The organism is Pseudoduganella umbonata (assembly GCF_014192225.1).
GTDB classification, from domain to species: Bacteria; Pseudomonadota; Gammaproteobacteria; order Burkholderiales; family Burkholderiaceae_D; genus Rugamonas; species Rugamonas umbonata.
Map to the genome: position 1 here is coordinate 161,417 of NZ_JACHXS010000002.1, position 26,748 is coordinate 188,164.

General features: G+C 62.4%; 16 protein-coding genes, 1 tRNA gene and 1 pseudogene. 17 read left to right on the forward strand and 1 reads right to left on the reverse strand.

Annotated features, from left to right (window positions below):
- The first annotated feature begins 178 nt into the window (after positions 1-178).
- Genes FHS02_RS05765 through FHS02_RS05775 form a run of 3 tightly spaced genes read left to right on the forward strand, consistent with a single transcriptional unit; the run spans position 179 to position 6,147 of the window.
- Positions 179-2,371: an HDOD domain-containing protein gene (locus FHS02_RS05765; RefSeq protein ID WP_229422254.1), complete on the forward strand. Its 2,193-nt coding sequence runs from the start codon at positions 179-181 to the stop codon at positions 2,369-2,371.
- Positions 2,368-4,578 carry a putative bifunctional diguanylate cyclase/phosphodiesterase gene (locus FHS02_RS05770; RefSeq protein WP_137314938.1) on the forward strand — a complete coding sequence of 737 codons (2,211 nt, stop codon included), beginning with the start codon at positions 2,368-2,370 and terminating at the stop codon, positions 4,576-4,578. Before FHS02_RS05765 ends, FHS02_RS05770 begins: the two co-directional genes overlap by 4 nt.
- 6 nt (positions 4,579-4,584) lie before the next feature.
- Positions 4,585-6,147, forward strand: a complete 1,563-nt coding sequence (locus FHS02_RS05775; protein ID WP_137314937.1) for a tetratricopeptide repeat protein — start codon at positions 4,585-4,587, stop codon at positions 6,145-6,147.
- A gap of 21 nt (positions 6,148-6,168) precedes the next feature.
- Here FHS02_RS05775 and FHS02_RS05780 read toward each other — a convergent pair whose 3' ends face one another.
- Positions 6,169-7,344: a dienelactone hydrolase family protein gene (locus FHS02_RS05780; protein ID WP_137314936.1), complete on the reverse strand. Its 1,176-nt coding sequence runs from the start codon at positions 7,342-7,344 to the stop codon at positions 6,169-6,171.
- Between the two features lie 142 nt (positions 7,345-7,486).
- Here FHS02_RS05780 and FHS02_RS05785 point away from each other — a divergent pair, with 142 nt between their 5' ends.
- The 14 genes and pseudogenes from FHS02_RS05785 to FHS02_RS32040 all read left to right on the forward strand — a co-directional run bounded on the left by FHS02_RS05785 (position 7,487) and on the right by FHS02_RS32040 (position 26,746).
- On the forward strand, positions 7,487-8,524 hold the full coding sequence (locus FHS02_RS05785) for a TraB/GumN family protein (protein WP_175424852.1): 1,038 nt from the start codon (positions 7,487-7,489) through the stop codon (positions 8,522-8,524).
- Positions 8,525-8,866: 342 nt separating this feature from the next.
- Positions 8,867-10,981 (forward strand): type VI secretion system Vgr family protein, encoded by a 2,115-nt coding sequence (locus FHS02_RS05790; RefSeq protein WP_229422253.1) that lies wholly within the window; start codon positions 8,867-8,869, stop codon positions 10,979-10,981.
- A 1-nt stretch (position 10,982) separates the two neighbouring features.
- Positions 10,983-12,443 (forward strand): DUF2169 family type VI secretion system accessory protein, encoded by a 1,461-nt coding sequence (locus FHS02_RS05795; RefSeq protein ID WP_175424851.1) that lies wholly within the window; start codon positions 10,983-10,985, stop codon positions 12,441-12,443.
- 14 nt (positions 12,444-12,457) lie between these two features.
- Positions 12,458-17,512, forward strand: coding sequence for an RHS repeat-associated core domain-containing protein (locus tag FHS02_RS05800; protein ID WP_137314932.1), 5,055 nt, complete (start codon positions 12,458-12,460; stop codon positions 17,510-17,512).
- Positions 17,509-18,354 (forward strand): VOC family protein, encoded by an 846-nt coding sequence (locus FHS02_RS05805; RefSeq protein WP_137314931.1) that lies wholly within the window; start codon positions 17,509-17,511, stop codon positions 18,352-18,354. Before FHS02_RS05800 ends, FHS02_RS05805 begins: the two co-directional genes overlap by 4 nt.
- A gap of 235 nt (positions 18,355-18,589) precedes the next feature.
- Entirely contained in the window at positions 18,590-19,174 is a 585-nt protein-coding gene (locus FHS02_RS05810; protein WP_137314930.1) for a TetR/AcrR family transcriptional regulator, read from the forward strand.
- A 149-nt stretch (positions 19,175-19,323) separates the two neighbouring features.
- Positions 19,324-19,893: a DUF308 domain-containing protein gene (locus tag FHS02_RS05815; RefSeq protein WP_137314929.1), complete on the forward strand. Its 570-nt coding sequence runs from the start codon at positions 19,324-19,326 to the stop codon at positions 19,891-19,893.
- A 453-nt stretch (positions 19,894-20,346) separates the two neighbouring features.
- On the forward strand, positions 20,347-21,093 hold the full coding sequence (locus FHS02_RS05820; RefSeq protein ID WP_137314928.1) for a lysozyme: 747 nt from the start codon (positions 20,347-20,349) through the stop codon (positions 21,091-21,093).
- Positions 21,090-21,998 (forward strand): M48 family metalloprotease, encoded by a 909-nt coding sequence (locus FHS02_RS05825; protein ID WP_183444246.1) that lies wholly within the window; start codon positions 21,090-21,092, stop codon positions 21,996-21,998. Before FHS02_RS05820 ends, FHS02_RS05825 begins: the two co-directional genes overlap by 4 nt.
- A 321-nt stretch (positions 21,999-22,319) precedes the next feature.
- Positions 22,320-22,949 (forward strand): annotated as a pseudogene (locus tag FHS02_RS32165) (transposase family protein); the annotation flags it as partial.
- A gap of 276 nt (positions 22,950-23,225) precedes the next feature.
- A tRNA-Gly gene (locus FHS02_RS05835) sits at positions 23,226-23,299 on the forward strand.
- A gap of 93 nt (positions 23,300-23,392) precedes the next feature.
- Positions 23,393-23,722, forward strand: coding sequence for a hypothetical protein (locus tag FHS02_RS05840; protein ID WP_137314926.1), 330 nt, complete (start codon positions 23,393-23,395; stop codon positions 23,720-23,722).
- A gap of 87 nt (positions 23,723-23,809) precedes the next feature.
- Positions 23,810-25,828, forward strand: coding sequence for a TonB-dependent receptor (locus tag FHS02_RS05845; protein WP_137314925.1), 2,019 nt, complete (start codon positions 23,810-23,812; stop codon positions 25,826-25,828).
- Between the two features lie 138 nt (positions 25,829-25,966).
- Positions 25,967-26,746 (forward strand): DUF2971 domain-containing protein, encoded by a 780-nt coding sequence (locus FHS02_RS32040; protein ID WP_137314924.1) that lies wholly within the window; start codon positions 25,967-25,969, stop codon positions 26,744-26,746.
- Positions 26,747-26,748 lie beyond the last annotated feature (2 nt).

Below are 26,748 nucleotides of genomic sequence, written 5' to 3' on the forward strand. Positions count from 1 at the left end.
TTGTTTTCATGCAAGACAGTAGCAATCTATGCTACGATTAACTGATGTTGCATATGGTAAATATATTGCAACTTGCTTGACGACATCATAAAACTACCAGACTGTTACCAGGGTGGCATGCCGGATTGAGGCAGGACCGCCTTTTCCCGGGGAATACGCTCACTGCGGCAGTGCCACGATGCATCCACCAGACCACGACATTCGCAACCGCCTGATGCTCGCGCGGCTGCCGGCCATGCCGCAGATCCTGATCAAGCTGATCGAGATGCTGCAGGCGGACGATGCCGGCATACCCGAGCTGGCCGCGCTGATTGCCAAGGATGCGGGGATGACGGGCAAGATCCTGGCCGTGGCGAACAGTTCCGCCTACCATCGCGCCAGCCGTGTTCCCGGCCTGGAGCAATCGCTCGTATCGCTCGGCACGGACATGATCAAGACGCTGGTGATCAGCGAATCCGTGTTCCAGACCTTCAACAGCTTCCCCCATTCCTGCAGCGCCGACCTGCGCGCTTTCTGGAAGCATGCGCTGGGCGCCGCCGTGGTGGCGCGGGACATCGCCCGCGCCACCGCCTACCCGCAGGTGGAGGAAGCCTACCTGGCGGGCCTGCTGCACAACGTGGGCCGGCTGGCGCTGCTGGCCGCCGCGCCGCGCGAATACGGCGTGAACTTCATGGCGCGCGACGATGCCGACCTGTGCGCCGTCGAGCAGCGCACGCTGCAGATCACGCACACCGAAGCGGGCGCATGGCTGATCGAACGCTGGAACCTCGATTCCTTCCTGGCCGACAGCGTGCTGTACCACCATGAGCCGGTCGAGCGGCTGGAGGCCGCGCACGCCCTGATCCGCATCGTGCGGCTGGCGCACCTGCTGGTGCACCATCCGGAATCGGCGGGCCCGATTGCCGCCATGGCCGGCTATTGCGGCATCGACATGCAAGACCTCGATGCGATCCTGAAGGGCGCCGCACGCCAGGTACAGAAGGCGGCCGACTACCTGGGCATCGACCTGGCGGGCGCGGACGACGTTCCCGCACTGCCCGCCGTCAACCCTGCGGCACCGGTCGACCCGGTACAGGCGCGGCTGCAGGAAGAGATGCGCAACATGATGCTGGTCGCCGAAATGGGCCAGGCGTTCGCGCGCCAGCAGGGCGAAGGGGCACTGCTCGAAGCGGTCGCGCGCTCGGCGCGCATCCTGTTTGACCTGGGCACTACCGTCGTGCTGTTGCAGGATCCCGCCAGGCAGGCGCTGGTGGGCGTTGCCGCCGGCGAGCAGCAGGGGCGCCTGGCCGGCTTCTCGATTCCGCTGAACCGGGGTGGCGCGATCGCCGGCGCCGCCGCGGCACGGCACGTCGCGCTGCTGGCACCCGGCACGCAGCCGCTCGGCATCGCCGAGGAACAGCTGCTGCGCATCCTCGGCACCGAAGCGATGGTGTGCGTGCCGCTGGCGAGCGGCAACCGCTGCGCCGGCGTACTGCTCGGCGGCGTGGCGGCCTGGCAGCTGCCGGCGCTGCACAAGCGCGAACGCTTCCTGCTGTCGTTCGGCGGGCAGGCCGCCGCCGCGCTCGAGGCAGCGGGCGCCGAACATGGCGCGGCGCAGCGCCAGATCGCGCACGTGGCGCAGGAATACCGCGAAGCGTCGCGGCGCGTGGTGCACGAGGTGAACAACCCGCTGTCGATCATCAAGAACTACCTGTCCGTACTCGACGACAAGCTGGCGCGCCGCGAGCCGGTGGTCGCCGAACTGTCGGTGCTGAACGAGGAGATCGACCGCGTCGGGCAGCTGATCGGCGGGCTGACCGACGTGGAGCTGTCCGCGGCCGGCTGCGGGGCCGCCGCTGACGGGGCCGCTGGTGCCGTGAATGTCGCGCGCGTGGCCGACGACGTGCTGCGCGTGTTCCGCGCCACCGGCTTCATCCCGCCCGCCGTGCAGGTGCTGGTGCGCATGCCGGATGGTCCGGACGATCCGAACGGGATCGATGGCGATGCGGACGTGCTGAAGCAGATCCTGATCAACCTGGTCAAGAATGCGGTCGAGGCAATGCCGGACGGCGGGCGGATCGAGATCGCCAACCGCGGGCACGTGGTGCGCGAACGATGCCTGTACGTGGAGCTGGTGGTGGCCGATACCGGGCCGGGCCTGGCACCGGAAGTGCTGGCCAACCTGTTCTCGGAAGTGAAGAGCGCCAAGCAAGGCCGGCACCATGGCCTGGGACTGTCGATCGTGCATTCCCTGGTGCAGAAGCTGAACGGGCTGATCGCCTGCCGCAGCGGCACGGCCGGCACCAGCTTTGAAATCCTGCTGCCGGCGCGCCGCGGCAATACCCGGCCCGCGGCACTGCCCGTGGCCACCATGGACACAACGCAAGAATGAACGTAAACGACGACCTGGGCCAGGGCGGCGCTGCCGCCAGCCTGCCCCGCCTGCTGCTCGTCGACGACGAGCCGCGCCTGCTGTCCTCGCTGTACGAGCTGCTGCGCGACCGCGACTATCGCCTGGTCACCGCCGCCAGCGGCAGCGAGGCGCTGGTGCACCTGGATGCGATGCGCTTCGACCTGGTCCTGCTCGACCTGCGCCTGCCCGATATCGGCGGCCATGAAATCATGGACGTGATCAACGGCCGCGGCTACGACTGCGACGTGATCGTGATGAGCGGCGAGGTGGGCATCGATGCCGCGATCGGCGCGCTGAAGCGGGGCGCCTACGATTACCTGCGCAAGCCGTACAGCCGCGAGGAACTGCTGAAGACGGTGGAGAACGCGCTGCAGAAGCGCCGCCTGGCCGGCGACAACCAGCGTATCGCGCAGCGGCTGGAAACGTCCGAGAAGATGTACCGCTACCTGGTGGACAGCTCGCCGGACATCATCTACACGCTCGATCACGAAGGCCGCTTCACGTTCGTCAACGACCGCGCCTACCAGCTGCTGGGTTTTACGCGCGAAGAGCTGATCGGCCGCCATTATTCGTTCGTGGTGCACGACGAAGACCTGGACCGCGCGCGCTACGTGTTCAACGAGCGCCGCGTGGACGAGCGCGCGTCGCGCAACGTGGAATTGCGGCTCAAGTGCAATACGGCGCACGGTGCAGCCAACGGCGAGCGCACGTTCACCAACACGCTGATGACGATCTCGCTGAACGCGATCGGCATGCACGTGCCGGACGGCAGCGCGAAAAAGCGCGAATTCTTCGGCACCTACGGCGTGGCGCGCGACATCACGGACCGCAAGCGGGCCGAGGAAATGATCTCTTACCAGGCCTACCACGACATCCTGACGGACCTGCCGAACCGCATGCTGTTCAAGGACCGCCTGGGCCTGGCCGTGATCCAGGCCAAGCGCAAGCTGACGGAACTGGCCGTGATGTTCATCGACCTGGACCGCTTCAAGCTGGTCAACGACACGCTGGGTCACGTGAAGGGCGACGAGCTGCTGCAGCAGGCCGCGGCCCGGCTGAAAGCCTGCCTGCGCCGCGGCGACACGCTGGCGCGCCAGGGCGGCGACGAATTCACCATCGTGCTGCCCGAGCTGCGCGACCGCAACGACGCCAAGGCGGTTGCCGAAAAATTCCTCGACGCGCTGCAGAAGCCGTTCGACCTCGATGGCCACGTGGTGCACATCTCGGCATCGATCGGCATCGCGGTCTATCCGGGCGACGGCGAAACGATCGACGAGCTGCTGCGCCATGCCGACATCGCCATGTACCAGGTGAAAGCGCTGGGCAAGAATGGCCACAGCTTCTACCATGCGTCGATGCTGGACATGTCGCACCAGAAGATCGCGCTGGAACAGGCGCTGCGCCGCGCGCTCGAAAACGGCGAGCTGGAAATGTATTACCAGCCCCAGGTGGACGTGATCACCGGCCGCATCGTCGGCGCCGAAGGGCTGATGCGGTGGAACCACCCGGAACGCGGCCTGCTGTCGGCCGGCGAGTTCCTGCCGTTCGCCGAAGAAAACGGGCTGATGCTGCCGCTGTCGGACTGGATGCTGGGCGCGCTGTGCCGCGACCTGCTGGTATGGAACGCGGCCGGCGGCGACACGCTGCGACTGTCGCTGAACCTGTCGCCGCAATACCTGGACCGGGGCGACTTCTTCGAGAAGATGCGCGGCGCCTTGTCGCGCTACGGCATTTCGCCGGCGCAGATCGAAGTGGAAATCACCGAGAACATCTGCATCCGCAATCCGCAGTATGCGATCGACCAGCTCAATAAACTGTGCCAGCTGGGCGTGTCGGTGGCGATCGACGATTTCGGCACCGGCTATTCGTCGCTTGCCTACCTGCACCGGTTCCCGATCCACACGATCAAGATCGACCAGAGCTTCGTCAAGGAGATCCACGACGAGGGCGGGCATTACCCGGTGATCCTGGCGATCATTTCGATCGCGCGCGGGCTCGGCCTGCACCTGGTGGCCGAAGGCGTGGAAACGGATGCCCAGGCCCGCTACCTGCAGGCCAACGGCTGCACCACGATGCAGGGCTACCTGTACTACCGGCCGGTATCGCTGGCCACGTTCGTCGACGTGCTGAAGGCGCGCGACCCGTTGCCGGAACAGGATACGCTGCCGCTGGCCCTGCGGGCCTGACCGCGGATGGGCGATCTCGCGCACATCCGGGCGCTGGCGGAAGACGGCGTTGCGCATGCCCAGCATGCGCTGGGCTTCCGGTACTTCAACGGCGACGGCGTACCGCAAAGCCACGAGATGGCGCTGGCGTGGTACCGGCAGGCCGCCAATGCGGGACTCGAGCAGGCGCAATACAACCTCGGCGTGATGTACCAGAAGGGCCAGGGTGTCGACATCGACCTGGCGGAAGCGGCGCGCTGGTACCGGCTTGCCGCCGAACAGGGCTATCCCGCCGCGCAGTACAACCTCGGCTGGCTGTATGCCAAGGGCCACGGCATCGCCCAGGATACCGAGCAGGCGCGCCACTGGTTCGGCAAGGCCGCCGACCAGGGCGATCCGGGCGCCCAGAACAATCTCGGCATGATGTACGACACCGGCAGGGGCGTGCCGCAGGACCATGCACAGGCGATCGCCTGGTACCGCAAGGCCGCCGACCAGGGTTACGCGCGCGCCCAGTTCAACCTGGGGCAGCGCTACGAGAACGGGCAGGGCGTGGCGCGCGACGTGGACGCAGCAATCGGCTGGTACCGCAAGGCGGCCGGGCAGGGCCACGCGCCGGCGCAGTTCAACCTCGCGCTGCGCCATGAAAAAGGCGACGGCGTGGCGCAGGACAGCGCCGCGGCCGTGCGCTGGTACCGCGCGGCGGCGGAGCAGAACCACGTCAGCTCCCAGTTCAACCTGGCCCTGATCCATGACAACGGCCTGGGCATGCCGCGCGACGAGCGGCAGGCACTCGACTGGTACCGGCGCGCGGCCGCGCTGGGCCATGCCGCCGCGCAGGATAATCTTGGCCAGCGTTACGAACTGGGGCAGGGCGTGCCGCGCGACCTGGCCGAAGCGGCGCACTGGTACCGCAAGGCCGCCGAGCAGGGTTTCCCGGCGGCCCAATACCACCTGGGGCAGCTGTACGAGACGGGAGCCGGCGACGGCAGCGGGGTGCCGCGCGATATCGATGCGGCGATCGCCTGGTACCGCAAGGCGGCCGGCCAGGGCCACGTACGCGCCCAGTTCGACCTGGGCCTGCGCTACGAAACCGGCCAGGGCGTGGCGCTCGACCTGCCGGAGGCAATGCACTGGTACGGCCGCGCGGCCGAACAGGAATACGCCGCCGCCCAGTACAACCTCGGCGTGCTGCACGACCGCGACGACGGGCCCGCGCCGGATGTGATGCAGGCGACCGCCTGGTACGGCAAGGCTGCAGGGCAGGGCCACACGCTGGCCCAGTTCGCGCTGGCGCTGCGGTACGACAACGGGCTGGGCATACCGCGCGATTTCGCCATGGCGTTCGACTGGTACCGCAAGGCCGCGCTGCAGGGCCACGCCCGCGCCCAGCTGAACGTGGGGCTGATGTATCTTGCCGGCCAGGGCACCCCGGCCGACCCGGCCCAGGCGCTGCAGTGGTTCCAGCTTGCCGAACGCAATGGCGAATCCGGCGCCACGCGCTACGTGCGCGAGGCCAGCCTGCGGCTGGGGGCCGTTGCCACGGTTGCTGACACGGCAGCCGGCCAGGGGACGTGGAATCTGGCCTGACGAGCCAGGCTCACCGGTGCATCATCGGCGCTTGCCGAAGTGCCGGTCCAGCCAGTCGTACGCGTAATCCTGCGCTTCTTTCGGGAACTCGTGGCCGCCCGGCCGCACGATCGCCTCGAACCGGTCCGCCGCGCCGTAGGCCTGCCACACCTTGCCCATCTTGGCGTACGCGGCCCGCACCGAGGCCACGGGGAACAGCTTGTCCGTTTCGCCGGCGATGAACAGGGTGGGCTTGGGCGCCGCGAGGCTGGCCACGTCCGGATGATCGAGGTAGCGCAGCAGGCCCGGATGCATCATCTGGAAGGCGGACGAACCGCGCAGCTGGTTGCTGCCCGGGACCATCAGGCCTTCCGTGGTAGCCATCCAGTTCGATGCGATGACGGCCGTGATCGCGTCCGACAGCGCGCCCGCCTGCCAGGCGCGGAACGCACCCATTGAAAAGCCCAGCACCGCCACGCGCTTCGTGTCCACTTCCGGCAGCGACGCGAGGAACTCCGCCGCACGCACATCCTCGAGTGCCATGTTGCCGGACATCGAACTGCCCAGGTTGAAGAAGTTCGATGCCAGCGCCTGCTGCCCCTCGCCCGTCAGCGGGCCGCGGTCGCCCCAACCCACCGCGTCCGCACACAGCACCACGTAGCCGCGTGCGGCCAGCGCATCGCCGGGCCAGCGGCCGGAAAAATGCTTGTCGGCCCACGCCTTCGCGGAGGCATGCTTCGCCGTATCCGCCGCGCCGTTCATGCCGAACGGCTCGATCATCTTTTCCTTGCCGATGTCGAACTTGCCACCGTGATCGTGCAGCATCAGTGCGGCCGGATGCTTGCCGGCGGATTTCGGCACCAGCAGCAGCGCACGCACGCGGCTCATGCCGGTGAGGTTGAACACCACCTGCCGCGCCACGTAGCTGCCGCGGTCCTCCTCGGCGATCACTACTGGCTTGAAAGGCGTCGTGTCGGGCTGCTGCAGCGTGGCTTCCCACACCTTCGCACGGCCCTTGTCGCGCCAGGCTTTCAGGTCCTTCACGTCGGGCGACCATGCCATCGGGTAGGTCATCCTCGCCTTCAGCGCGGGAGCGAAGATGGGCATGTTGTGTTCGACGCCTGGCGCTTCGTAGTCCTGGGCATCGGAAGCCAGCGGGATGGATAGCAGGGCAGGCAACAGGGCGGACAGCAGGGCGGTGCGGCGGTGCTTTGTCATTCGGTCTCCATGGTCTTATCGGCATCGGCGTGGCTGCATTTTGCCATGCTGGATTACTTTGCGGAATTGCAATACGATGGGCCAGCTTTCGCATCGCGACGAAAGCGCCCGGGTTGCCAACAACAAGACCAAGGAGTCCTCGATGTCCCGTCGTGCCATTTCCGCTGCCGTTCCCGCACTTTGCTTCTCCCTGCTGACCGCGTCCGCCTGGTCCCAGACCGAGCCGGCGCAGCCGGCCGCCGGGACCGCAATCGAAACTGCCGCCGCGCCCGAGGCGCCGCCCGAACAGATCCTCGTCGTCGGCCAGAAACCCGGCCCGGGCCTGTGGAAGGTCTCGAAGGACGATCACGTGATGTGGGTATTCGGCAGCTATGGCCCGCTGCCGAAGAACCTGGAATGGCGCTCGCAGCAGGTGGAAAAGATCATCGCGCAATCGCAGGAGCTGATCACCGCGCCGAGCGCCAACCTGGGCATGGGCTGGCTGCGCAGCCTGACCGTGCTGCCGTTCATGATCGGCATGGAGGACAACCCGGACGGCAAGGTGCTGAGCGACCTGGTGCCACCGGAAACGCACCAGCGCTGGCTTGCGTTGCGCAAGAAATACCTGAAGGACGACGACGATTTCGAGCGCAAGCGCCCGCTGTTCGCGGCCGGCGAGCTGGCGAACAAGGCCACGTCCGCCGCCGGCCTGTCCAAGCAGGTGGACCTGACCGCCAAGATGGTCCAGATCGCCGAGCAGAACAAGGTCAAGGTCACGTGGGCCACGGTGAAGATGGAGCTGGACAGCCCCGTCAAGGCCATCCGCGAGTTCAAGAAAACGCCGCTGGAGGACGTGGCCTGCTTCACCAAAACGATCGACCGGTTCGAGACCGACCTCGATGCACTGCGCACCCGCGCCAATGCGTGGGCCAAAGGCGATATCGATGCGATCCGCTCGCTCGATTTTTCCGAGCAGGAAGCGGCCTGCCTGAACGCGGTCCAGAACAGCAAGGTCATGCAGGAACGGGGCCTTGGAGACATCGACGGCAAGATGCGCGCCACATGGCTCGGCGCCGCCGAAAAAGCGCTGGCCGCCAACAAGAGCACGTTCGCCGTGCTGCCGCTCCGATTCATCCTCGGCAAGCAGGGTTACCTGGCGGAGCTGCAGGCCAAGGGATATGCGGTGGAACAGCCCGACTAAGACAGCCCGACTAAGACAGCACGATTAAGTCAGCCCGCTCAAGCAGCGCGGGCGGCCGCCGGCTTGCGGCATGCAAGCCTAAAAAATGTGCATCTCTTCTTCTTATCTTATTTATAATGCCAACGGCTTCGCTGCATGCGCCGTTGGCGCGCAATGCCTTGCAATCGTGTAGCGAGTGCCAGCCAGGCCCGCCGTGGCCGTCCAGCAGTTTCCGAACAGATCACCGTTTTTTCAAACGTATCCACGCCAGTGTGAGCTTGGGATCACGCTTCGTGGCAAACCGGACTCATGACACAGATGGACACGATAGTGAATGGAGCACTTGGCGCGGGATTCCCGTTATTGAGCAGGCTCCGCCAGCACAATCGCCTGTTGCGCCTGGTATTCCCCAACGACGACGGACCGGAAGCCCTGATGCTGGCCAACCGGCTCGACGCGAGGGAAGGCCTGTCGCGCGATTTCCGCTTCATGGTGGAAGTGATCTCGAACGATGCCAACATCGCCCTGAAAGATGTGCAGGGCAAGATGGTCACGGTCGAAATGGTGCGCGAAGACGGCAGCATCCGCTACTTCAACGGTTACGTCTTCGAGTTCCGCCGCGAGGGCAGCGATGGCGGCGCGGTCTTCTATCACATGGTGCTGATGCCATGGATGGCCTACCTTCGGCTGAGGCGCGACAACTACCTCTTTCACAACAAGACCGTTGGCGAGCAGACCGAGGAGATCTTCGCCGACTACCCGATGGCCGCCGCGCAGTTGCAGGTCGCGGGCGACGATCCGGAAATGACCTTCGCCTGCCAGTACGACGAATCCGACTACAACTACCTGCACCGCCGCTGGGAGCAGCTGGGCTGGCATTACCGGTATGAGCACAGCGCCGATGGGCACACGCTGATCCTGTCGAACGATTCCGTGCAGTCTCCACCCATCGACGGCGCACGCACGGACATCCCCTTCCAGAGCGAGGCGGGCAGCAACGAGGATGACGGCCTGGCGAAATGGACGTCGATACGCCGCCTCGTTCCCGCCAGCGTGGCGCTGTCGAGCTTTGATTTCAAGAAGCCGCGGCCGGTCGCGGTCGACCTGCCCTCGATCAATGAACAGGGCGACGTGCTGCGCATGGAATCCTATGCCTATGCCGGCGCCTTCGGCTTCAAGGATCGCGCGGACGGCGAGGCCCATGCGCGCATCCGTTCGGAAGAGATCGAGGCGGTCGGCAAATGCTTCGAGGGGATCGGCAACGATCGCACCGCGCAGCCTGGCCGCAAGTTCACGCTGAGCGGCCACTTCGATGGCGAGCTCGGGGCGGACCTGGACTTCCTCATCGTCGAAGCGCACCACACCGCGACCAACAACCTGCAGGATGGTTCCGAGGCCGCATCCCGCTACGCCAACCGGATCACCTGCAGCCGCACGCGCGTGCCATGGCGCCCGGGCCGCGGCTACAACAGCACCGAACCGAAGATCTACGGCCTGCAGACGGCCATCGTCGTCGGGCCGCCCGGAGAGGAAATCTATACCGACGAGTATGGCCGCGTGCGCGTGCAGTTCCACTGGGACCGCGTCGGCCAGTTCGATGACAAGAGTTCGGCCTGGGTGCGTGTCGCCACCGCGTGGTCCGGCGCGAACTTCGGCATGACATCGGTGCCCCGCATCGGCTCGGAAGTCATCGTCCAGTTCCTGGACGGGAATCCGGACCGCCCCCTCGTTACCGGTATGGTGCCCAATGCCGACACCATGCCGCCTTGGCCGCTGCCGGCCAACAAGACGCAAAGCGGCATCCTGTCGCGCTCCACGCCGGGCGGCGCGTACGAGAACGCCAACGCCATCCGCTTCGAGGACAGGAAGGGTTCGGAGCAGCTCTGGCTGCACGCGGAGAAGGACCAGCTGACCGAAGTCGAGCACGACGAGGACAAGTGGGTGGGCAACGACCGCCGCAAGACCATCGACCGCGACGAGAACAGCCATATCAAGCGCGACCGCACGGAGCAGGTGGGCCGCAACGAGAAGATCAGCATCGGCGCCAATCGCGCCGAGGACGTGGCGAAGAACGAAACCATCAGCATCGGCGAGAACCGCACGGAAGACGTGGGCGCTGACGAAAACGTCAGCATCGGCGGCAGCCGGCACGTGGTGATCGGCAAGGTCAAGACCGAAACGGTGGCGCTGGCCAAGATGCTCACGATCGGCGGCGCCTACCAGACCTCGGTGGGAGCGGGCATGAACACGACCGTCGCGCTGATGCAGGCCGAGGAGGTGGGCCTTTCCAAGACGGTGGTGGTGGGCCAGAAGATCTCGTTTACGGCCGGCGAGGAATTCAGGATCGAGGTCGGCGACAGCACCTTCGTGATGCGGGCCGATGGCCGCATCGAAATCTCGGGCAAGGAAGTCATCGTCCGCGGTTCGAAGAAGGTCGAGGTGCATGGCGACGATGTCGACATCAACCCGCAAGGCTGACATGCCTGCCATTCCGGATATCCCGCCGCTGCGCTTCAGGAACGACACCGGCTTCGACGCGCTTCACTTCGATACGCTGGACCAGCATGACGTGCCGTTCCATGTGATCGTCGCCAAGACCGGCTACGCGTTCGGCCAATGCGCCAGCGATGGACTGGCCGCGCTGGTCCCGCTCGATCCCCCGGCGCCGCTGCACCAGCAGGACCGCCACTATGATGACGATATCGATTGCAGCGTACGGGCGGAAAGCGACCTGGCGCCGTACAAGCCGCGCTGCGACGTGGTTGTGGTCGGCGATGCGCATGCGCCGGCGGGCAAGGCCGCGGCTTCGTTCCAGGTTGCCTTGCGGGTGCAGTACCCGGACCAGCCGGGGCCGGTGCCGGAACCGCCTCGCCCGCTCAACCCTTTCCAGCCCGTGTCGCCGGCGGCGCAGCAGCGCTGGCGCACAGCGGCGGAGCAGGCCGCGCGGCAAGTCATTCCCGGCCGGAGGCTCATCGACAAGGTGCTCCATGTAACAGGGCCCCGCGAGCTGCGGCGGCGCACGAAGGCGCTTGGCCTGCTGCGGCCGGCCACCCTGGGCGCTGTCGGACCGAGCCCATGGAAGCTCACACGCGCCGCGCCCGCACTGCGCGTGCCTGTCCGCTACGAACATGCCCAGGGCGGCGAGGTCATCGTGGACGGCAACAGCGAGGCTGCGGCACGGGTGCCGCAGCGCTGGCGCCTGGGTGCCGGACAGCAGGCGCAGTACGGGCATAAGGAAACCATGCCCGTCGCCCACGACGCATGCCAGGCCAACCCGGCCGGCAAGGGCTTCGCTCCCGCGTGGTACCTGGATGCCGCCGCCCCGGCAAGCCTTCCTGCGCCGCAGATCGAATACCCCCGCGCGCCTTTCACGGCCGATCTGTTCTGGGCGAGCAGCCGCGGGAAAGCCGGGCTGGCGCCAGCCGGCTTCGGTTTCGTCGGCCGCGCATGGCTGCCGCGCCGGGAGCTTGTCGGCACGGTGGACGGCAAGGCGTCGTGGGATGCCGACGACGTGCCGCGCCTGCCGCCCGACTTCGACTTCGCCTACTGGAACGGCGCGCCGGCCGACCAGCAGTGCGGCCATCTCACCGGCGAAGAGCGCTTCACCCTTGTCAACTTGATGCCGCACGATTCGCCATCCATCCGGACCGATGGCGATGGTAACGGCGTGCTGGCGTTCACGCTGCCGGCGCAGTCGCTGTTCGCGCTGGCGGCCGGCGACGATGGCGCCGTGGCCGCCATGCCGCTTTCCATCGACACGGTGCTGATCGACACGCTGGCCGGCACGGTCGAACTGACGTGGCGGCTCTGCATCGTTGCCGACGGGGCATTGGCCGAAGCCCGCCTGCTGCATGCCAATACCCCCGAGCAGTTGCAGCGGCTGCAGCAGTGGAACGCGCCGTCCGCCGCCGAAGACGCGCCACAAACCGTTCTCGCCTGATTTCCCCGACCGACATGGCCCACGAAACAGTCACGAAATCCAAGCGCTTCTACTGCGTGAGCACCATCCCCGACATCTGCAAGACCCCGGTCGGCAGCAGCGTCGTGCCGATTCCCTACACGATCACCGGCGAATTCTCCGATGCGCAGTCCGTGTCGGCCAACGTGAAGACCCATGGCGAGCCGGCCTTCCTGCACGGCCGCAGCTTCATCCCGGCGGTGAAAGGCGACGAACGGGGCACGGTGGGCGGCATCAAGAGCGGCACTAACCTTAAAAAGGTGGAAAGCCAGGGCAACAGCTCCACCAAAGGCGCCAACGGCGCGCAGACGGTGCAGGAATCGCGCTTCGTGTGGATGAACAATCGCAATACGATCGGCCGCATCTACGAGCGCGGGGTGCAGGCGCCGCGTTCGCGCCTGCAACGCCTGAAGGACATGGCGTGGGAAGGCATGCAGGACGCCGCCCAGTACTACAAGGACAATGTCTCCGCCGACATGCACGCGGCCGGCCAGTACGGGATGGACAAGGGCGGCGACCTCGCCATGGCCAGCGCGGCGACCGGCGTTGCCGGTGTGGCAGTAGGCGCGACCGGCGTGGGCTTGCCGGTGGCGGCCGCAATGGAAACGGGTGCCGCGATCGGCGGTGGCGTCAGCGCCGCGATGGTTGGCGGCGGCTATGCGGCCGACAGCACGGCCACGGTGCTCGACCAGGCGTCGGACTATATCCTGACCGGCAAGACGCCCGATTGGGCCGGCACGGTGGCGGACATGGCAAGCAGCGCGGTGGAGAACCTGGCGCTCAGGAAGATTTCACGCGTCGGCAACCTGTTCAAGAAACTGCTGCCGAAGGGCGGCAAGGACGTACCAGGTTCCACCTCGCCGCCCGCCAGGGCGCCAGCCAGGACGGGCGGCGGCAACGACAAGGATGGCCACGACGGCGGCAAGACCAAGCAGACCAGGGAACCGAAAGGCGACAAGCCCTCCGACTGCTGCCCCAAGAACGGCGCCCCCGGCGGCAAGCCGGTGCAAAGCGCACACCCGGTGCACTTCGGTACCGGCGAGGAAATCCTGCCGCAGACGGACTTCGTGCTGGACGGCCCCACGCCGCTGGACTGGACCCGCACCTATCGCTCCGGCTCGGAGACGGAGGACTGGGGCCTGCTGGGCGCGCGCTGGGCCACGCCCTATACCAGTTCGCTTTCCGATTGCGCGCGGGGCATCGTCTACCACGAAGCGAGCGGCCGCGCGCTGCGCCTGCCGGCGCTGGCGCCGGGCGAGCAGCACGACCACCGCGCCGAAGGTTTCATCCTGCACCGCGACAGCGACACGCAGTTCACGCTGACGTGGCGCGACGGCAGCACCGACACCTTCGTGCTGGGCGGCGACGGCTGGCTGCCGCACGGCTATGATGGCGTGAACGCCATGCTGAAACCCCGCGAGCCGGTACGCACCCGGCGCTTTTATCTGACCCGGCGCGCCGAGCGCGATGGCAGCGGCATCACCATCGAGCGTTTTCAGCAGGCGCGCCCGGGCGAAGTGCTGCTGCGCGTGCGCACGGACGATGGCATGGTGATCGAGGCACTGCGCGACGCTTATCTGCCGGTCGAGATCGAACAGGACCGGGCTGCCGCGCCCCGCATCGGTCAGGTCGATCAGGTACTCGCCGATGGCACCCGCGTGTGCCATGTTCGCTATCGCTATGAGGCCGATGTGCTGCCGCCTGCCGATGCGGCTTCCGGCTCCTTCGACGCACTGCCGCTGCGCTGCGACCTGGTCGAGCAGTTCAATATCGCCAGCCAGTCGCGTAGCTACGCGTATGAACATCATCTGCTGGTGCGCTACACCACGTATTCCGGCTTTGCCCACGGCCTGCAATGGGTGAGCCTGGCCTTCCTGCGCGAGCGCTGGTCCGGCATCTCCCTGGACGACGCGCGGCTGATGGAACGCAATCCGATCGGCCTGCATAACAGCTACCAGGCGCGCGCCGTGCGCACCACCACCGCCGATGGCCGCAACGAAACGGCCATCGCCTATCTCGATGAAGACACCACGCGCGTAACGGAGCCGGACGGCGGCATCCTGGAATACCGCTTCAACGCCAACTGGCTGGCCACCTCCGTGCGCCGCATCGGCCCCGATGGCAGCGTGCGCCAACTGGGCCGCCGCGAATGGGACCGCGACGGCATGCTGCTGGCCGATATCGACGCCGATGGCGCGGCCACGCGCTATGGCTACGATGCCGCCGGCAACCTGACCACCGTCACCGATGCGCAGGGCCACGTCACCCGCATCGACTACGGCGCCGACAACCTGCCGGTAACGGTAACGGACGCGCTGGGCCACGCCACGCACAGCCGCTATGACGCCGCGGGCCGCCTGGTCGAACGCACCGATGCGCTGGGCCGGCGCACCGGCTATGCCTACGACGACAAGGGCCGGCTCGACATGGTGACGGACGCGCGCGGCGGCAACAAGCGCCTGGCTTACGACAGCGCCGGGCGCCTCGCGTCCTACACCGACTGCTCGGGCTTCACGTCGCGCTACCACTACGACGCCAGCCACCGCCTGGCCGAACAGGTCGACGCGATGGGGAACACCACCCGCTATCGCTACGACACAATGGGCCGCGTCGTCGAAGTGATTCACCCGGACGGTACGAAGGAAGGTTTTGAATACGACGCCGACAGCAACCTGCTGGCGCATATCGATGGCAAGGGCCAGCGCATGTGTTACCGCTACGACGGGCATGGCTTACTGGTGGAGCGCATCGATGCCAAAGAGCAGACGCTGGGGTACCGCTACGACAATGCGTTGCGCGTCACGGAACTCGTCAACGGCAACGACGAATCGTATTTCTTTACCTACGACGCCGAAGGGCGCCTGACCAGCGAGACCGGATTCGACGGCAAGGTCACCCGATACCTCTACAGCAACGCCGGCCATCTGGTTGCCAGCGAAAGTGCTGGCGTGCGCGTGGATTTCGCGCGCGATGCGCTGGGCCGGCTGCTGGCGAAAATCGATGCCGATGGCGCCGTGCGCTACGCCTACGATGCGCTGGGCCGCCTGATCGCCACGTCGACGCGCGAAGCCGAGCACCGCTTCATGTACGACGCGGTCGGGCAGTTGATCGACGAGCGCGCGGCCTACGCGCCCGGCCCGGCGCTTCTGCCGGGACAGGAAGCCGAGCCCGTTGCAGCGTTCACGATGACGCATGCCTACGATGAACTGGGCAACCGCATCCAGACCATCCTGCCGAACGGCCGGCGCATCGACACGCTGCGCTACGGCAGCGGGCATTGGCATGGCACGCTGTGGCAGGGTAAGACGCTGGTGGACCTAGAGCGCGATCACCTGCATCGCGAGGTTGTGCGGGAGCTGGGCAGCGGCCGCGAAAGGCTGACGGAGCGGCGCAGCTACGATCCGCAGTCGCGGCTGAGCGGCTTCACGCTCGACCTGGGTTCGAAGCGGCTGCGCGAGCGTCTTTACGAATACGACGCCACCGGTAACCTGGTGCATATCGATGACAAGGTGCGCGGCAGTATCCGCTATACCTACGATCCGTTGGGGCAGCTATTGTCGGCCGTGCAGCGCGATCTGACGGAAACGTTTGCGTTTGATCCGGCGGGTAATTTGCTCGATCCGGAGAGCGCTGCCGCGCCGATCGACACGCGGCAGGTGTTGCGTGAACTGGATGAGCAGCCTGCCGCTGGAACCAGGCCCCCCGCGCGGCTTGCCAAGGTGACGCATAACCTGCTGCGGCAGTACATGGGGTATGCGTACGAATACGATGTGCAGGGCAATACGGTGGTCAAGCGGCCGCGCCTGGCTAGGACGGCGAATGAAGAGGGTGTGCTGACATTTGAATATGACGCCGAGAATCGGTTGACGACGGCTGTGCGGACGTTTGCTACTTCACGTGTCGTTGCGCGGTATAGCTACGATGCGTTCGGGCGGCGGATTGCGAAGCGAGTCCATGAACAGAGGTGGGCGGAAGGGGAGGAGCCGCCACCTGTCGGCAATGCACATACCGGCAAGCTCACGCTGTTTGTGTGGGATGGCGATGTGATGGTGCAGGAGGTTGTGGCCGATAAAACGGTTACTTACGTTTATGAGCCGGACAGTTTTGTGCCGCTGGCAAGAATTGCTTCGGCAGGCGGCATCGACAACTATGCGCCGTTGACCGCGCATGTGAGGCAGATTCCGAGTTGGCAGCTGTCAGCAGTAGATAAGCAGCCGGATGCACATGTGTGGCTATGGCGGAGGCACCTGGACAACGAGCACGAACAGCTCCAACAGGTGCGTTGGCAGGCTCGACGAGCTAATGCCGACATCTCGGGTAGTCACGATGAAAATTTGTACTATCAGTGCGATCAGCTGGGTACGCCACTGGAATTAGTGGACGATCACGGCAGGGTTGCCTGGGCCGTACGTTATCGCGTCTGGGGCAAAGTGTTTCAGCATTTGATCCAGAGCGTTGAACAGCCACTGCGTTTCCAAGGCCAGTACTATGATCCAGAGACAGGTAATCACTATAATCGGAATCGATACTACGATTCGGCTGCTGGTCGCTACATAAGTCAAGACCCAATAAAGCTCAAAGGGGGGCTGAATCTCTATCAGTATGCGCCCAATCCGGTAAGCTGGCTAGACCCGCTGGGACTGGAGAAATACGTTGTAATCGGAGAAGGTCAATCGACAGTGGAGGCGTATGCTGCTGCCATGAGGGTTAAGCTGCCTTGCGTCGAATTTAGAACGATCAAGAAAGACTGGCCGAGAATGATGAAACAATCTGGAGCTCAAGATTTCCCAATTGGTGAATTCGATTGGGAAGCCAGGGCGGTTCAGGCGAATGCGGATTGGATTAAGAAAATGCATTCTGAGGGGTATTCATTCATAGATATCGGCGGAGATGAATCGCCTAATCGAAGCGCATTTTATGCGGTTGAAAAAGATACGTTGAGAGAAATCGGCGCGAAAGTCCATAAAGGCGCATCGAAGGCTATTGCTGAAGCGAAGAAGCTATCAAAGCCAAGTAATCGACCACCTAGCAAGGTATTATGTAAGCTATGACAAACGTAACTATAATTATTCCCGCTGAAAATGTCGCCGAAGTTAAGTCATATTATCGCGATGTGCTGTTATTTGTTGAGGAGGACGGTGTCTTTCTTCTGCCGGTTGGCAATTCGTCGATTGCTTTGCAAGTAATGGCTGTTACTCAAGAATCCATGCAACGCTATCCGCCGAAGAAGAATTTCCCCATATTCAATTGCATGGTAGAGAAAAACTTTCTGTCATACTGTTGGATGATCTATCAAAATGGCGGTTTGTTTGATGAGGTTTGTAAATGTGAAGAGGGTTATTATGCACGCGTTCGCGATCCGGCTGATAACCTGTTTGAAATTTCGTGTGCAAGCTTTGATGAAGATAGTGCCGGCTTTGATGTAGAAGAGATTTCGAAATGCTTGAAGTTAACTTTTAAGCGATCTCAGTCGTGCATGAAAGCTTCTCCGAGTGTCTTTATAATTTTGCCAGTCGATAACTGCGCGGAGGCGAAGCTATACTACCGTGATGTGTTATCGTTCAAAGAGATGAACGGGCTACTTTATTTGCCGGTAGATAATTTTGCGGCCTGTATTAAGTTAACAAAAATTGACGAGCAAGAGGAAAAATTCTTTCCCCCTGAAAGGAGATACATGAGCTTTTCCTATGCGCTGGAAAGAAATTTCCTCTCACATTGTTTAACAATGTACAAAAAAGGCGCTCTATTCGATACGGCGTGTGAGTTGCCGGGAGGCTATTTTGCAAGGGTTTACGATCCTGCAGGGAACCAATTCGAAATATTTTGTGAAAGCTTTGACGAAGACGATGATGCAGTTAGCTCTGCAGAAATGCCATTTTTTTTCCGTTATTAGCCTTACCAGCACGGGGTGCGTCACGTGGCTTGGCTTCAGAATTACTCGGCTTGTCACCGAAATTTCAGAAAGCAGTTAGATCCAGGTAGATCGAGGCGAATCGAATCTATTAGGACGCACGCCCCTCGATTTGAACGGCGCGTTGAGCAACATGAGCCATTGCTTGCTGAGACCAGCATATTCCACAAACAAAACCATGCTTGACACTCAACCTACTAGAAGGTAGGCTGTTCGCATGAACAAGTTGTCCAACACCTCCGAAGAAATCCTTTCCTGCGCGCGAGCCTTGATCGTCGCAGGTGGCTATAACGCATTCAGCTACGCCGATATCGCCGGCGTGGTGGGCATCCGCAAGGCCAGCATTCATCACCATTTCCCCAACAAGGTCGACTTGGTGAAGGCGCTCGTCGTGCAGCATCGACAGGCGACCGAGGAAGGGCTCGGCAATCTGCGCCATGCCATTCCCGACGCAATGGAACAGTTGCGGGCGTATGTCCGGCACTGGGAACAATGCATCGGCGATCTGAGTGCGCCGTTTTGCGTGTGCGCATTGCTGGCTGGCGAGCTGCCGGTCCTGCCGGAAGAAGTAGCGGTAGAGGTACGGTCGTATTTCCGGTTCCTGTCCGGATGGATGGCCTCGGTGTTCCAGCAAGGGGCGTCCCACGGGACGATTCGCTGCACGTATGCCCCGGAGGTCGAGGCGGAGATCTTCATGGCCACGATTCATGGAGCGATGCTGTCGGCCAGGGCGTATGGCGATGTAGCTGTCTTTGCAACGGTGGCGGAAAGCCAGCTGGCTCGTTATTTACCGCAGTCGTAGTTTGTTGCGCTTGTCATCGTATTGACGAGTGCATGGCTGTCGCACTATCCCACGCCATGATTTGGCGCCCAGCAGCGCCATTTCATTTGTCATCAAAGCCTACCAACTAGTAGGTATATACCTCAAACTTCAACGATTGGAGAAACACCATGACCCGACAACAAACTGGATCCGTGCCAGCGGCACCTGAGCACTGGCTGAAGCGCTACTACTTCATGCGCGCGGCGTTTTCGATCACCTGGATTATCGCGGTGCTGACGATCGCACAGTCTTCGGCTATGGCAGGCGCGATCCTGCTGGTCGGCTACCCTGTCTGGGATGCCGTTGCCAACTATCTCGACAGCAAGCGCAGCGGCGGGCTGGCGGCGAACCGCACGCAGTTGCTGAACGTCGTCGTCAGCATCGTCGTGGCGCTGCTACTCGCCGTCACGTGGCCGAACATGCACGGGGTGCTGGCTGTGTTCGGTGCCTGGGCCATCCTGTCCGGGTTGCTCCAGCTCGGCACTGCGATGCGCCGCTGGAAAAACCACGGGGCACAGTGGGCAATGGCCCTGAGCGGCGCGCAGTCCGCGCTGGCCGGTGCCTTCTTCATCTTCCAGGCGCGGATGCCGGCTGAGCCGACTGTTGCTTCCCTCGTGGGTTACGCGGGATTTGGCGCGTTCTACTTTCTGGCATCGGCACTGTCGTTGAGTGTTGTCGGGCGGCGCAAACGCCCATGATACGGCTGCCCTGCGTTGTGGGTCTGCAACCGCCTGATCGCTGGCGCCGGGAAACTGCGCCAGCGAGAGGGTTGCTACCCTCATCTTATTGTGTTCGTCGATTTGATATTTCGCGCTAGTTTGATGAAAAACCTTAACAGATTCTGGTGGGTATTTTCCGTACTTTAAGATTCACACTTGTTGATATCTCAAAAAAGAAACCCGTTAAAGAGTTTAGCAGCTTTCGCGTTTTCGCCTCTTGTAGTTTGAAATATTGACACCTCGCAAACGGGAATAATACGCAGCTGCACAGTAGTTAATTAAGGGAATTTTCTAAAAAATCATGACTTAAATTGGGAATCAATAATCTCGTAGAAAATTTTTCGTTTTTCGCAAAAAAACTACGTTTTGGCTCTGGCTAGTGTAATTTTTTTTTACTTATGATAGTCTTTGATTATTAATGGGAGGTCTATCATGAAGAAGCGTGGTGTCACGCATCGAATTGTTGTACTCTCTATTGCTTTGTTATCAGTGCAGTTGCCACACGGCGCATATGCACAACAAATGTCGCCAGTCGGCGTCCACGTCACTTCGCAGAGCCTGATCGAAGACCTCAGTGCCCCACTCGGCGTTGCGACCTCAGGCACAGCCCGCCCGCTAACTCCAATCACCTTGCTCATGATTAAGGACTTTGAAGGCTGGGCGGCATTGCACTACGACGACCCAGCGGGGTACTGTACTATTGGTTATGGGCACCTTATCTCTCTGAAGCGCTGCATGCATACTCCATTAGGAAAGTTCGCAAATCAACTGTCCTTGGGAGAGGGAAACGAACTTCTGGAGTTCGACACACGAAGCGCACGCCGAACTGTTCAGCAGCTCGTCTCGACAGAGTTGACGGACGATCAATATGGCGCATTGGCGTCTTTTGTCTTCAATATTGGTAAGCGGAAATTTGCAGAGTCCACGATGTTAGCGCTGCTCAACATGAAGGAGTTTGATGCAGCATCTAAAGAATTTCGCCGATGGATAAAAGCGAAAGGAGAGGTGCTCGACGGTCTGGTGGATAGACGAAAATGCGAGGAAGCGCTTTTTAATAAGGTGCTCAGGCTCGATAAGGAGGGTAAATTCAATCGGAATATGTGCCAGTCCTTTGGCGCCGCTCCCTCGGAAAATCTCATCGATATAGAGATAGGTGAGCAACTGAAAGGCGTAAAATGAAGAGCTCACATATTCTGAGGCGCGCGCTTTTCAACTATTTCTTGATAACGCTACTGGGAGCATCGGGCCCCTCGATTGCGCAAGTGCCAACGCTTTGCGTTTCGCAACATCTTGCATTGATAAAAAAGGATGGAAAGCAGCTTGGTATTGCCCCCGATGAGGCATCTGAACTTATCGGTAGAGTTGCGCGTTCCATTGGTTTGAGCCAAACGGTTACGACAGTTCCTTGCCATTTTTTTAGCAAAGCTGCGGCGTGGAATGCCCGAGATAACGCCGGCATTCCTGACGGCGATTACGTAATTTATAATCCGGATTGGGTTCGGGAAGTCATCGGCAGCGATCGGACGCAAGCGATCGCGTTATTTGGCCATGAGCTTGGACATTTCGTAAATCGCCACTTCGATACACGTCAGTACTTAAGCAGTATCGACAAGGAAAAAGAGGCAGACCGATTTGCTGGATGTGCGGTTGCGCGTTTGAAAGGTGATTTCGCAGCGCTTGACAATCTGTTTAAGCGCCTACGCGGCGACGTCAGTGCTGACTACCCGGATCGCTTAAGCAGTCTCGAAAGCGCTAGGGGGGGCTATGGAGATTGTGGTGGGGACGCAGCAAGGCGCTGTCGCCGTCCAGAACACGGGCTGGAGCGGTGGGGCACGGAAACCATTGTCACCCGTAGTTCGAACTGGCGCGGGGGGGGCGGGTCGCAACCGGGTTACTGTGCCGAGCTTGCGGCAGTTGTGCGCGTGCAATCAGCGCCGCTGGCGTTAATTGAAACAATTAATTCCAGCGAAACCTCCCGTGATTCCTGTGCGCCCTTTCGTTGTATTCAGTACGAGTACACTTGTTCTGTATCGGTCAAGCAGGATCCGGTGTATAAGGAAGTTGAATCAGCAAGTTGCCCCTAGTCTGGGAGACGCTTCCAACGAACACATGCGAAATTGTTCCTGATTTTTTTGAGGACGACAAATTAGAGGATCATGATCTCGGCGGCTGGCATAAAGATTTTACGTAATACATTGCCGTTATGATGTCGAACGTACGGTGGCTGACTAGACAAAAATAATCGTATCTGCTGTTAGATGTTTAGGTTTGTGAGATCATATGTCTCGTCGCAGCATGGCTCGGTTCTGCGCTAAAACCATGCTTAACGAGTGATCGCCGGCTGTTCGCCGCGTTCGTCGATGTGTCGCAGCACGTCACCAGCCCGAGCATGAGTTCACCATCCGATCGTGCTGTTGTTACGCCAGACGCTACATCGGCCGCTTGACGACCTGCTCTATATCACCCGACAGTACAGCGACGCCGAGGTATCGCGTTCGGCTATCTCCTACCTACTCAAACGTGATGGCATGGCAAGGCTCGAGAATGTAATTCCCAAGGCCGAAAGAGAAACTGTATCGACGAAGAAGACCATCAAAGACTATGGAGCAGGGCTTTCTTCATGTCGGTATCAACTATTGCCACAAATTGCTGATGAGGGTTCACGCCGCTTTGTCCGTCGCCATCGATCGAGCTACACTCTGGGTGTTCCTGCACATCTATAGCGACATGAGCGATGGCAACAGCGTCGACATCCTGGCCGGCTCACGCTAATATCACCCATCAAATCCAGCAAGATCCTGACCGACAATGACTCGCAATTTATGAACCGTTTTGTAGCGAAAGATAAGAAACCGAGTGATGGAATGCGTTCGACAAAGGCTGCGCCGACATTGACGCGGACCACTGCCTGGCGTCAGCACGACATCTGTAACCAGCGATATGGTCACTGATCTAGTAACAGACACGCTTTGATAGTAGGGCTGACTTGGGAAAGACTTGCCCACTATCCCTAGCTCTACAATCACCATATTCCGTAGCGCGCCATCGGCTCGACAATGCGAGTACATGCTCTCAAAATTGGCAACGCTGGAGCCCGAATTATCTTTAAACACGTCTACGATCAGACGAGACTCGAAAGTTTAAGTACCGCATATAAAAAGAATTCTTGTCATTGCGTGACTCATCGATTGAGGGCGCGAGGGTTCTTGGAGTCCATCCACCTCGGTGAAGTTGGCCGTCTGATTTCTGATTACACTGTCCCGATTGAGAAGTTGTCAACAGCCCGCGATGCCGCGTAGAATGCTGCTGACGCGGGTGTAGCTCAATGGTAGAGCAGGAGCTTCCCAAGCTTAAGACGAGGGTTCGATCCCCTTCACCCGCTCCAGTATTCATACCCAGATCCACAATGTTCGCAGCCAGCCCGCAGGCGAGATCGCCAGTAGCGGGCCAGCCAACCGAAAGTCTTCCGAACAGCCGCATGTTCCCGCGCGTCGCCATTCAACTGCTGCTCTCCCTGCTGTTGCTGGTATCCCAGCAACTGGCGCTGGCGCACGGCTATACGCACGTTCAGCGCATCGGCACCGAGCAACTGCAGGGCAAGGACGATGGCGGCCAGCAGGCGCCCGCCGCGGACAGCCTGTGCGCGCAGTGCCTGTCGGCCGACCAGCTGGCGTATGGGCTTGGCGTTCCCAGTTACCACTTCAGGGTCGCCGGCAACGGCTACCTGCCATCGGAAGAAACGTTCGCACGGCCGCCCAGCGCCAAAGCTGTCCGCGCCTTCCAGCCACGTGCCCCGCCCCGGGCCTGACCAGCACAAGTCATCTGCAACTTGAGCCGCCGCGCATGCACTTGCGCGGCGGCGGCTCGTCATTCTCCCTATCGAGGTACGCATCACATGAACACCCAAAAAACGTTGCTGGCCAGCGCCATCCTGGCCGCCATTTCTTCCATCGCCCACGCCGATACGGCCAGTGCCGATCCGCAAGGCGCCGGTGCACAGGGCACCGGCCAGGTCCAGCAGGTCGTCGTCACCGCCAATCCATTCCGCAGTGCCGAAGGCGACCAGATCCTCACGCCGGCCAAGGTGCTGCAGGGCGACGAGCTGCGCGACAAGGCCGGCAGTTCGCTGGGCGAGACGCTATCGCAGGAACTGGGCGTGTCGGCTTCCGCATTCGGCGCCGGCGCGTCGCGCCCGATCATCCGCGGCATGGAAGGGCCGCGCGTAAAGATGCTGGAGAACGGCATGGCCGTGTCGGACGTGTCCGGCCTGTCGAACGATCACGCCGTCGCGGCTGAAGGTGCCGTGGCGCGCCAGATCGAGATCCTGCGTGGCCCGGCCGCGCTGCTGTATGGGTCCGGCGCGATCGGCGGGCTGGTCAACGTCGTCAACGAACGCATTCCCACCACGCTGGAGCCGAAACCGACCGGCCAGGCCGAAGCGCGCTACAGCACCGTCGATACGGGCAAGAACGCATCCGGCACGCTGGACGGTTCGGTCGGCAAGTTCGCGCTGCACGCGGACGGCAACTGGCGAAACGCGGACGACTACAAGATTCCCGGCACGCGCACGGCCGGCGATCCGGACTCGGGTTCCGGCCGCCTTGCCAACTCGTTCACGCGCGAGCGCAACGCGGGCATCGGCGGTTCGTATGTCGGCGACTGGGGCTATGCCGGTGCCTCGGTGTCGCACCTGACGAACCTGTACGGCATCCCCAGCGCGGAAGGTTCGCGCATCGACCAGGAGCAGACACGCTACGACATCGAAGCCCTGGTCAGGGCGCCATTTGCCGGTTTCGAAAACCTGAAATTCAAGGCCGGCCATACCAGCTACGAGCACGCCGAGCTGGGCGAGAACGATGCGCCCGAAGTCGTCTTCGACAACCGCTCGACCGAAACCCGCGTCGAACTGTCGCACCTGCCGGTGGCCGGCTGGCGCGGCACCTTCGGCCTGCAGACCGAGAACACGCATTTTTCGGCGCTGTCGGCGGAAGGCGGGCCGGATACGGTGCCCGTCACGCGCTCCACGTCGCAGGCCGGCTTCCTTGTCGAGGAAAAGGACCTGGGGCCGGTGCGCCTGTCCGCCGGCGGCCGGCTGGAACACGTAAAACGGCAGCCGATCACGGGGCTGGACCGTTCGTTCGACCTGAAGTCCGGCTCGGTGGGCGCGCAGTGGCCGTTCATGCAGGGCTATGCCGCCGGCCTGACGTACTCGTATGCGCAGCGCGCGCCGGCCACCGAAGAGCTGTACTCGCACGGCCCGCACGATGCGACCGTCACGTTCGACATCGGCAATCCCGATTTCCGCAAAGAGGTGTCGCGCAACGTCGAGCTGTCGGTGCAGAAGACGAATGGGCTGGTGCGGTGGAAGGCGAACTTGTACCGCAACAAGGTCGATGACTTCATCTACGGCAACGTCACCGGGATGCTGGTCGATGAAGAAGGCAATCCAGGCGAGGAACTGCGCGAGCGCATCTTCGAGCAGGCCAATGCGACGATCCGCGGCGCCGAGGCCGAGCTGACGGTCAACGAGCATGGCGCCGGCTGGTCCGGCCGGCTGTTCGCCGACACGTCGCGCGGCAAGCTCGATGCCGGCGGCAGCCTGCCGCTGCAGCCGGCCGACCGTGTCGGCGCTTCGGTTGCCTACAAGATGGATGCCCTGCGTGCCGGTTTGTCGCTGGTACATGCGCGCGGTCAGGACCGGCTCGCGTCGTTCGAAGGTACGCCGACGGACAGCTACAACCAGTTGAACGCCAATCTGTCGTACACGCAAAAGGCCGGCGCCTATGACCTGACCTATTTCCTGTTGGCGAAGAACCTGTTGAACGACGAAATCCGCGTCTCCACGTCGGTGCTGAAGGATATTGCGCCGCTGGCCGGCCGCGGCATCGTCTTCGGCGTGCGGGCGAAGTTCTGATGTTGCCTGATTTTCGGTTACCGGCAGTGCCTTAGCGTTCGTTACAGCACGCCTGCCGCGGGGCCGTGCGCGCCGTCCTGTCCGTTTCGCTAAGATGTTTCGGCATCAGCGTTTGGCATCACAGCGGAAGGAAGCACCGTGGCCCCGCAGCACCTGTACAAATACCGGCCGTTCACCAGCGAATGCGATATCGAGTTCACGCGGCAGATCGTGTGCGACAACACGATCTACTTCGCGCCGCCGTGCACGTTCAACGATCCGTTCGATTCGCGGCCCGCATTCACGTTCGATGCGCCGTTCGACGAGATGAAGGCGTATTACCGCCGCATGTGCAGCAAGCAGATGCCGCAGTTGACCGAGCGGGACTGCGAGGAAGAGCTGGAAAAGATCCTGGCCGATCCCGGCACGGACCTGCGCTCGCCGCAGGGACAGCAGAAGATCCAGCAGCTTCATTCGAGGATCCTGGCCGAGGAGGTGGGTGTGCTGTGCCTGTCCACGGAACGCGACCATATCCTGATGTGGTCGCACTATGCCGACTGCCACCGGGGCATCTGCCTGCGCTTCGATGCGCGCGCGGCATTCCTGCGCGACGCCCGGCCCATCGGCTACGAGCCGCGCCGCGAGCTGATCAATCCATTCCGCGATGCCGACGAGGACATGGCGGCCAAGACCTTCCTGATGAAGAGCCGGCACTGGGTGTATGAGGGCGAGTGGCGGGCAATCCGCTATGACGGGCCGGGGCCGGTGGAGTTCGCGCCGGAAGCGCTGACGGGCATCGTGCTGGGCGCGAGTGCGTCGAAGGAGGCGGAGGAGCAGGTGCGCGAATGGGCGCGGTGCCGCCGCGCACCGCTGGAACTGCTGCGCGCCTATCCGGACCAGCAGGAGTTCCGCCTGCATATCCGCCCGCTGGATCGTTGAAA